Origin of the sequence: Marinospirillum alkalitolerans (assembly GCF_045055655.1) — a bacterium.
GTDB lineage: Bacteria > Pseudomonadota > Gammaproteobacteria > Pseudomonadales > Halomonadaceae > Marinospirillum > Marinospirillum alkalitolerans.
Window position 1 is genome coordinate 1 of record NZ_JBANFI010000023.1, and the last position, 1,638, is coordinate 1,638.

Sequence of the window (1,638 nt, forward strand, 5' to 3'; positions counted from 1 at the left end):
CATTCATGTGAGCACTTGAGGGTAGCTGGTGTTGTCGGTAAGGAGGTGATCCAGCCGCAGGTTCCCCTACGGCTACCTTGTTACGACTTCACCCCAGTCATTAACCACACCGTGGTAACCGCCCTCCCGAAGGTTAAGCTAGCTACTTCTGGTGCAATCAACTCCCATGGTGTGACGGGCGGTGTGTACAAGGCCCGGGAACGTATTCACCGCGACATTCTGATTCGCGATTACTAGCGATTCCGACTTCACGCAGTCGAGTTGCAGACTGCGATCCGGACTACGATCGGTTTTTGCGGATTAGCGCCCCCTCGCGGGTTAGCAACCTGTTGTACCGACCATTGTAGCACGTGTGTAGCCCTACTCGTAAGGGCCATGATGACTTGACGTCGTCCCCACCTTCCTCCGGTTTGTCACCGGCAGTCTCCTTAGAGTTCCCGACATTACTCGCTGGCAAATAAGGATAGGGGTTGCGCTCGTTACGGGACTTAACCCAACATTTCACAACACGAGCTGACGACAGCCATGCAGCACCTGTCTCAGAGTTCCCGAAGGCACCAAAGCATCTCTGCTAAGTTCTCTGGATGTCAAGAGTAGGTAAGGTTCTTCGCGTTGCATCGAATTAAACCACATGCTCCACCGCTTGTGCGGGCCCCCGTCAATTCATTTGAGTTTTAACCTTGCGGCCGTACTCCCCAGGCGGTCAACTTAGTGCGTTAGCTGCGCCACTAAAATCTCAAGGATTCCAACGGCTAGTTGACATCGTTTACGGCGTGGACTACCAGGGTATCTAATCCTGTTTGCTCCCCACGCTTTCGCACCTCAGCGTCAGTATCAGTCCAGAAGGCCGCCTTCGCCACTGGTGTTCCTCCACATATCTACGCATTTCACCGCTACACGTGGAATTCCACCTTCCTCTACTGTACTCTAGCTTGCCAGTTCCAGATGCCGTTCCTAGGTTGAGCCCAGGGCTTTCACATCTGGCTTAACAAACCGCCTACGCGCGCTTTACGCCCAGTAATTCCGATTAACGCTCGCACCCTCCGTATTACCGCGGCTGCTGGCACGGAGTTTGCCGGTGCTTCTTCTGCGAGTAACGTCACACAATAAGGGTATTAACCTTACTGCTTTCCTCCTCGCTGAAAGTGCTTTACAACCCGAAGGCCTTCTTCACACACGCGGCATGGCTGGATCAGGGTTGCCCCCATTGTCCAATATTCCCCACTGCTGCCTCCCGTAGGAGTCCGGACCGTGTCTCAGTTCCGGTGTGACTGATCATCCTCTCAGACCAGTTACGGATCGTCGCCTTGGTGAGCCATTACCTCACCAACAAGCTAATCCGACATGGGCTCATCCGATAGCGCAAGCCTAAGCCTGCTTTCTCCCGTAGGACGTATGCGGTATTAGCGTTCCTTTCGAAACGTTGTCCCCCACTATCGGGCAGATTCCCATGTATTACTCACCCGTCCGCCGCTCGCCACCAAGAAAGCAAGCTTTCTCGTGCTGCCGCTCGACTTGCATGTGTTAGGCCTGCCGCCAGCGTTCAATCTGAGCCATGATCAAACTCTTCAGTTTAAAATCATCGATTCGTAAGTGAATCAAACTTGGCTCAAGGTTCAAACGAATAATTGAGATCCT

The 1,638-nt window shown here is 53.3% G+C and carries 1 rRNA gene; it reads right to left on the bottom strand.

Annotation, left to right across the window (positions count from 1 at the left end):
- Positions 1–38: 38 nt before the first annotated feature.
- Positions 39–1,575: ribosomal RNA gene (locus V6U78_RS12655) — 16S ribosomal RNA — on the bottom strand.
- Positions 1,576–1,638: the final 63 nt, after the last annotated feature.